This is a genomic window from Areca yellow leaf disease phytoplasma (assembly GCF_041920595.1).
The window spans coordinates 496,526-502,826 of record NZ_CP169277.1; the positions used below are offsets into that span (position 1 = coordinate 496,526).

The following is a 6,301-nucleotide window of genomic DNA, read 5'->3' on the forward strand; positions in this document are numbered from 1 at the left end:
CGCCATTGCTATGAATCATTTTTCAACTATACAAATTAATTATAGCATAGAAAAGTTTTTTTTGATGAATCAATTATAAGTGCTAAAAATATTATTATTATAAAATAAATGTTATAATATTATTGAAAATACAATATAATCCAAAGCTGATACCATTCCTAATATGCGTCCAAACTTTAATCACAAAAGAATTTTTGGGATGAAATCCCAGAAACTTTAAAACAAGTTTTAGAAAAATTAAATTACATCTAAGAATTTCCCAATAATAAATTAAAAAATATGAAAATTATAAAATTAAGAATTAGGTTCGCAACTATTACAACTACTTTTACATTATTGTTGTTAGTGGTCCTAATTTTTAAATCTTTTGACAATATTGATAATATAAGCCCAACAAAAACAAACCTAATCATAATGTGGATGTTATTCAAGAAAAAATCTATAACATGGATGGAAACATTGACCATATTTTGGATTATGATAACTTAAAACAAATAAAAAAATTAAACTCACAGCGTTTAATGGTGATGAAAATTGTGTTTGGTATATCATAGAATATGATTTGCAAACTGCCAATAAAATTAAACATACTGTCTTTCAAAATGACAGAAATATCTTAGATATTAAAGAATACGATCCGCATACGCAAAAATTAATTAAAGAAATAAGTTTTGCAGAAGACAAATCAAATATTTTATATATGTATGAATATGATGCTAAAAGCGGAAATGTTATAAAAGAAACTCACCATAATAGTAAAAATGGCAAAGTAGAATATGTTTTAGAATATGATCCTCAAACCCAAAATAAAATCAAACATACAAAGTATTTCCCTAATGGAAATATTGATTATATAAATAAATATGACCCCAAAACAGAAATAAGAATTTGGCGTGCAAAATACAAATATCAAAGCAAAAAATGATGATAAAGAGGTTTATAATTATGATCCTAATAGTGGTGATGTCATAAAAAATAATGGTAATTAGAATTGTTTTGGAAAGATGTTGCAAGGAAAAATGAGGTAATCTGTTTACAGACAAAATCAAAACTAGTTTAAAAAAGGTAGTTTTTGAAATGATAAAAAAGAAAAAGCATGCAAAAAGGGACTTACATACTTTCATCCTAATATTTTTATTTAATTTTTTTAATTGTTGTTGTTTTTTTTGATCCTAAAGCTTTATTGATGTGTACAAAGTCTTCTGGATGAACGTACAAAACTCTATCATCAGAACTGTAATAAGTTTTTTTAGTGTAATCTTGTAAAAAATTGAACTGCATTTCTCTCGATGTTATTTAATTTTTCTAAAACTTGTTTTAAAGTTTCTGGGATTTCATCCCAAAATTCTTTTGTGAGTTAAAAGTTTGGGCATTATTAGGAATGGTATCAGCTTTGGATTGCTGTTGTTTTTCTTCTAATTCTTTAATTTTTTGTTTCATTTCTAATTCAAAGATCTTTTGATTAAAATAAGTTTCAAGCATTTTATGCTTTAATTCTAAAAAAGATCGGTTTGCGAACAGTTGTTATCTTTTTTTATCCATCATCTCCATTAATTTTAAATTAATTAAACAATTAGAATCAAAGTCTTTGTTATTAATCAAAACATTGGGAATTTGAGGTTGTTCGTTTTTATTGTCGTTGTTTTCTCTCTTTAGACGGTTGGAAGGACTAAAAAAAGCTGCAATACGAAAATTAACAACATAAATGAAAATTAGCGTTTTAATCACTAATTTTACTAAAAAAAAAAAAAAAAAAGAAATATCAATACAGGGAACAAAACAGCGCCAACAACCCAAATCCAAGGATTATTGAAACCCAAGTTACCAATTTCTTCAAATTCCCAAAAATCAATCCTCCTAATAAAAGCGCTGCTTGCAAAACTTTTTATACTTTATTTGTTAGCTTTATAAAAAACTTAAATATAGCTTATATTTATTTTATCATAAAATCTTTATATCTACACCTTTATTTAATCAAAAAAAGAAACAATTGTCAATTGATTTTGGTGGTTTTTTAAGATAAAGTTGTTTTTTTTGGTTAGTTTGAAAAAAGATAAATAAGGTTTTTTAGATTTTAAGAGCAAAATGATTAAAAAATGCTGTTTCCAAATATCTTCTAATAAAGCAAAAAAATGATTGTCAAAAAAATTAATTGTTTTTTTATTTTATTAAAATATTTTTATTGGGGTAATTTTTTTTGGCAGGGATATCAGGATTCAGACCCGAACGAGCGGTTTTGAGACCGTTATGCTACCATTGACATCATATCCCTTCATTTACAAGTAGTGGTTGTATGGTACGGGTGACAGGATTTGAACCTGGGTGCATGCCTAAGCGCTGAATCCTAAGTCTGAGTGCGTCTTCCATTCCGCCACACCCGCGTTTACCTTTGTTATTTTCGTTCGTCAATCACTCATAAAACACTTATAAAATGGCAGACCCAGCTGGATTTGAACCAACGAATCACGGAGTCAAAGTCCGTTGCCTTACCACTTGGCTATGGGCCTCAATATAACTTTATAATCTTGGATATTTTATTTTTTAATTTTATTTTTAAAAATTTTTGTATTTTTTATATTTTGTGGAAATATATTTTGGGGCGGCTAGTGGGAATCGAACTCACGCATATCGGCGCCACAAGCCGCCGCGTTAACCACTTCGCCATAACCGCCAAATAATTTTAATAATAATTAAAATTCCATAACATAGAATATTATACCTTGATTTTTTTAATTTGTAAAGTAAAAAGTTTAGGTGGTTGGTTTTTTTTTAATGATAATTGAGTGTTTTTATAAGTTTTTTGCAGTCAATATTTTTGGTGGCGATGTTTGAAAAAAAGATTTGAGGGAATAAATTGAGATAAAAAATGTAGCATTCCAAAAACATCAAAATAAAAAAGATAAGTCTAAAAAAGTTCCAAAAACAAATGCCAAAAAAAACAAATTACCAAAAACATTTCCCAACAACAAGCCCTTAAAAAACAAATTCTTAAAAAAGTTCTTAAAAAATAATATGAGCGATGAAATTATGGAAATTATTTTTATCAAAATGAAACTGACTTTGCAAAACTAACAAAAAAATAGCTAATTTTAGTTGGCGGAGGAAGAGATCTGAACCCTCGCATCTTTTGGATCTACACGCTTTCCAAGCGTGCCTCTTCGGCCACTTGAGTATTCCTCCCAAAAAGTCCAAAAACTATAAAAGTGATTGGGTTTGTGATTTAATTATTAGCCACCAACAGCAAAAACATTCTTTTGCTGATCGTCTTTATCTTGATTAGTTTGATTTTGTTGTAAACGCAAAACATCTTGAGCAATAGCAAGTTCTTCATTGGTAGGAACAACAAAAGCTTTGATTGCAGAATCAAAAGTTGTAATAAGTTCTTGTTTGCCTTGAACTTTGTTTTTTCTTCGTCTAACTTAATTCCTAAAACTGATAAACATTTAATAATTTCAGAACGGAAAAAAGAAGAATTTTCGCCAATACCAGCGCTGTAAATACTAAAGCATCAACGCCTTTTAATAATACGTAATAACTAGCAATATAATCAACTATACGCTTAACTTGGATGTCGTGTGACAAAATGGCTTGCTGGTTGCCTTTTTTAATGCTTGCCAAAATATCACGAGTGTCATTAGAAATACCTGATACTCCTAAATAACCTGATTTTTTATTCAAATCATCTATAACACAAGAAACAGTTTTGTTTTCTTTTTCAGCTATAAATTTCACTACTGCAGGATCAATATTGCCACTACGAGTTCCCGCGGAACCCCTTCTAACGGAGTAAAACCCCATAGAAAGTTCAACTGATTTACCAGAATCAACTGCACATAAAGAAACGCCGTTGCCAGCATGACAAATAATGATTTTGGCGTTTTTTTCACCCAAAATTTGTTGCATTTGCTCAGTTATATATTTATAAGATGTACCATGAGCTCCGTATTTTCTAATTTGGTATTTTTGGTACCAGTAATAAGGAGTGGCGTATAAAAAATTAACTGCGGGCATAAGCGGTGAAAAGTGAAGTATCAAAAACAACTACTTGAAAAAACTTGGGAAGTACTTTTTGAAAAGCTTTAATACTTATGATGTTTGCAGGATTGTGTAAGGGAGCTAGGTCGCATAAACTTTCAATTTGAGCAAGAGTTTTTTCAGTTAAAACCTTAGAATCGCTAAATATTTCTCCACCTTGAACTACGCGATTGCCCTACTCCTTCGATTTCTTCCAAAAGTATTAATAACTTTTTTTGAATCAAAGCATCTAGCAATAACTCTACTGCTGTTTGATGATTTAGCACTTCTAATACTTGTTTGTCTTTTTTGTCTTTGGTCTTCATTGTAAAAACAGCCTGATTGCTACCAATTCTTTCAACTAAACCTGAAACAATTACTTCTTGTTGTGGCATTTCTAATGAAATTTGAAATTTTAAAGAAGAACTACCAGAATTTACCGACATAATTTTCTCTCTTACATATTTTTTCTCCGTTTTTTGATATTGTAATAATTTATTTGTTATTTGTATATTAATTTTAATTGTTGTTTGACTTAATTTTTTTTTTTAGGTTGAGTTTGGGATTGGGATTTTAATTATTTTTTATTTGATTTATTTTTATTTTTAATTAATAATTTCTTTTTTTAATGAGTGGAATTATTTTTGGGTTTGTAATTATTTGTTTGCCAAGTTTGATTTCTTTTTATTGTTGGAAATTTTTTCAATTTGTTATTAATTGTTGCGCCAAAATTTCAAGCAAAACGATATATGCCCCAAGCATGAAAACAAGTTCCTGCCACCAACAAAAAATGCCGTAGTAATATTTTTTGTTATGTTTGCTGCAAAGCCGTGCCTGGCTTCCAAGCACACCAGCAAGCAAATAAAAATAGCCCAGCTTTCCCTTGCAGCACCTTTCGCCCGCCATCCAGCAAGCACCAAAGTGTGACTTGTTTTCCTTTGCTTCATCACTTTGCGCCCATAATACCTGAAAAAACCCAGCCATTGCCGCTGCTGTGTCCTTTGACCGCACATTTGATTGAAAGCAAAAATTTTTTGCAGGCTACGCCGTAACAGCAAAACACATTCCAGTAACATGCATGCTGGCATGCGGTCGATGCTTTTGCGTGCAACTTTGTGAATAAAATGATACCGAAAGTAACAAGCCAGGTAAAACATCATCGATATGCCACTCATCTATCTCTCTGAAAAAAAAAGAAAAAAAAAAAAAAAAAGAAAAAAAATGCACCGTTGATTTTGATTTGTGTGTGTCGCGCTATCATCATGTCAGCTATATCATGGTGTGCGCGGGCGCGAGGGAGTTTGATCCAGATCTCTACAAATATAAGATCCTAAAGATGAAATAAAATAAATTATAAAGAAAATAAATAAACATTTAAAAATAATTAAATTATTAAATATTTAAAAATTAAATAAGTTATAAATAAAACTTAATTCTTGCCACATAAAGTATAGTTGTAAACTTCATTTATAAATTGACAAGGCAAAATATGTTACAACATTTCCAAATATAATAATGTATAGTCGTAAATAATAGTAAGAGCTAATTTTCAATGAAAGATCTGTTATTTTCATGAAATGTTCAGCTAAATACTGCAAATATTTAATAATTGTGCATTTTATTATCACGCTAATAATTTTGTTATCTCCCAATTGGCTAGGCAAAATCTGTTCTATCTGGAGCCAAATACATCCTTCCTGAAGCGATACCAAGACAAACATTATTAGTAACCATTTGGTATCAATCCTAATTTATAAAATTTAAAACCAGGCCAGAACCAAGAAATAGCTTTCACAAAAGTAATGCAAATCCAAAATACAGCAACGTGAAAAATAATCATACCAAACCCAAAATAATCTTTAGTACTACTTGTAAATCAAAATCAACAGAAAAGCAAATACCGAACAATATTATCTTTAAAGGCAATTATGCATAAAACAATAAATGGCAACAAACAACAAAAATCCTTTTTAGACACTTTATTTCAGAGCCCTTCTTTTAAGACTTAAAGGTAAATGAATAATTTCATATCTTTTCAAACTAACAGATAATTTTCATTACGCAAAATGTCTGTCATTTTCATGACTGTTAATTTCAAGATATTTTTTAAATATTTTATCCTACATATATATATGGGCCAGCTTCAACTCACCATACTTTTAATATCTGAGTTAATTTTTATAGAAAAAATGTACAACAAAACAACCTTTTTCAAAGGTTACTAGAACACATATATTATTAAGCAAATATCTGTCCTACCAAATGAAAATTGATCGTGTTTAATTCC

At 29.4% G+C, this 6,301-nt stretch carries 9 protein-coding genes and 5 tRNA genes; 1 reads left to right on the plus strand and 13 read right to left on the minus strand.

Translation table 11 applies throughout. The annotated features are described in order from the left end of the window. The first annotated feature begins 502 nt into the window (after nt 1-502). Complete coding sequence (locus ACEW7V_RS02810; protein WP_374695772.1) at nt 503-925, plus strand: DUF2963 domain-containing protein; 423 nt, start codon at nt 503-505, stop codon at nt 923-925. Nucleotides 926-1,134: 209 nt separating this feature from the next. Here ACEW7V_RS02810 and ACEW7V_RS02815 read toward each other — a convergent pair whose 3' ends face one another. The 13 genes from ACEW7V_RS02815 to ACEW7V_RS02875 all read right to left on the minus strand — a co-directional run bounded on the left by ACEW7V_RS02815 (nt 1,135) and on the right by ACEW7V_RS02875 (nt 5,025). Next, nucleotides 1,135-1,281 carry a hypothetical protein gene (locus ACEW7V_RS02815; protein ID WP_374695374.1) on the minus strand — a complete coding sequence of 49 codons (147 nt, stop codon included), beginning with the start codon at nt 1,279-1,281 and terminating at the stop codon, nt 1,135-1,137. 36 nt (nt 1,282-1,317) lie between these two features. Then, a complete protein-coding gene (locus tag ACEW7V_RS02820; RefSeq protein WP_374695375.1) occupies nt 1,318-1,482 on the minus strand; it encodes a hypothetical protein in 165 nt (54 codons plus the stop codon). 42 nt (nt 1,483-1,524) lie between these two features. Then, nucleotides 1,525-1,728 (minus strand): hypothetical protein, encoded by a 204-nt coding sequence (locus ACEW7V_RS02825; protein WP_374695376.1) that lies wholly within the window; start codon nt 1,726-1,728, stop codon nt 1,525-1,527. Between the two features lie 470 nt (nt 1,729-2,198). Next, nucleotides 2,199-2,272: transfer RNA gene (locus ACEW7V_RS02830), tRNA-OTHER, on the minus strand. A 22-nt stretch (nt 2,273-2,294) separates the two neighbouring features. After that, nucleotides 2,295-2,381: transfer RNA gene (locus ACEW7V_RS02835), tRNA-Leu, on the minus strand. A gap of 51 nt (nt 2,382-2,432) precedes the next feature. After that, nucleotides 2,433-2,507 (minus strand) — tRNA-Gln (locus ACEW7V_RS02840). An 88-nt stretch (nt 2,508-2,595) separates the two neighbouring features. After that, nucleotides 2,596-2,671: transfer RNA gene (locus tag ACEW7V_RS02845), tRNA-His, on the minus strand. 423 nt (nt 2,672-3,094) lie between these two features. Next, nucleotides 3,095-3,180, minus strand: a tRNA-Ser gene (locus ACEW7V_RS02850). Between the two features lie 40 nt (nt 3,181-3,220). Beyond that, nucleotides 3,221-3,499 carry a hypothetical protein gene (locus ACEW7V_RS02855; protein ID WP_374695773.1) on the minus strand — a complete coding sequence of 93 codons (279 nt, stop codon included), beginning with the start codon at nt 3,497-3,499 and terminating at the stop codon, nt 3,221-3,223. Beyond that, on the minus strand, nt 3,427-4,011 hold the full coding sequence (locus ACEW7V_RS02860) for a hypothetical protein (RefSeq protein ID WP_374695377.1): 585 nt from the start codon (nt 4,009-4,011) through the stop codon (nt 3,427-3,429). Before ACEW7V_RS02860 ends, ACEW7V_RS02855 begins: the two co-directional genes overlap by 73 nt. Next, on the minus strand, nt 3,998-4,183 hold the full coding sequence (locus tag ACEW7V_RS02865; RefSeq protein WP_374695774.1) for a hypothetical protein: 186 nt from the start codon (nt 4,181-4,183) through the stop codon (nt 3,998-4,000). The genes ACEW7V_RS02860 and ACEW7V_RS02865 overlap by 14 nt, the downstream gene beginning before the upstream one ends. Continuing rightward, on the minus strand, nt 4,176-4,460 hold the full coding sequence (locus ACEW7V_RS02870; RefSeq protein ID WP_374695378.1) for a hypothetical protein: 285 nt from the start codon (nt 4,458-4,460) through the stop codon (nt 4,176-4,178). The genes ACEW7V_RS02865 and ACEW7V_RS02870 overlap by 8 nt, the downstream gene beginning before the upstream one ends. 256 nt (nt 4,461-4,716) lie before the next feature. Next, entirely contained in the window at nt 4,717-5,025 is a 309-nt protein-coding gene (locus ACEW7V_RS02875) for a hypothetical protein (RefSeq protein WP_374695379.1), read from the minus strand. Nucleotides 5,026-6,301: the final 1,276 nt, after the last annotated feature.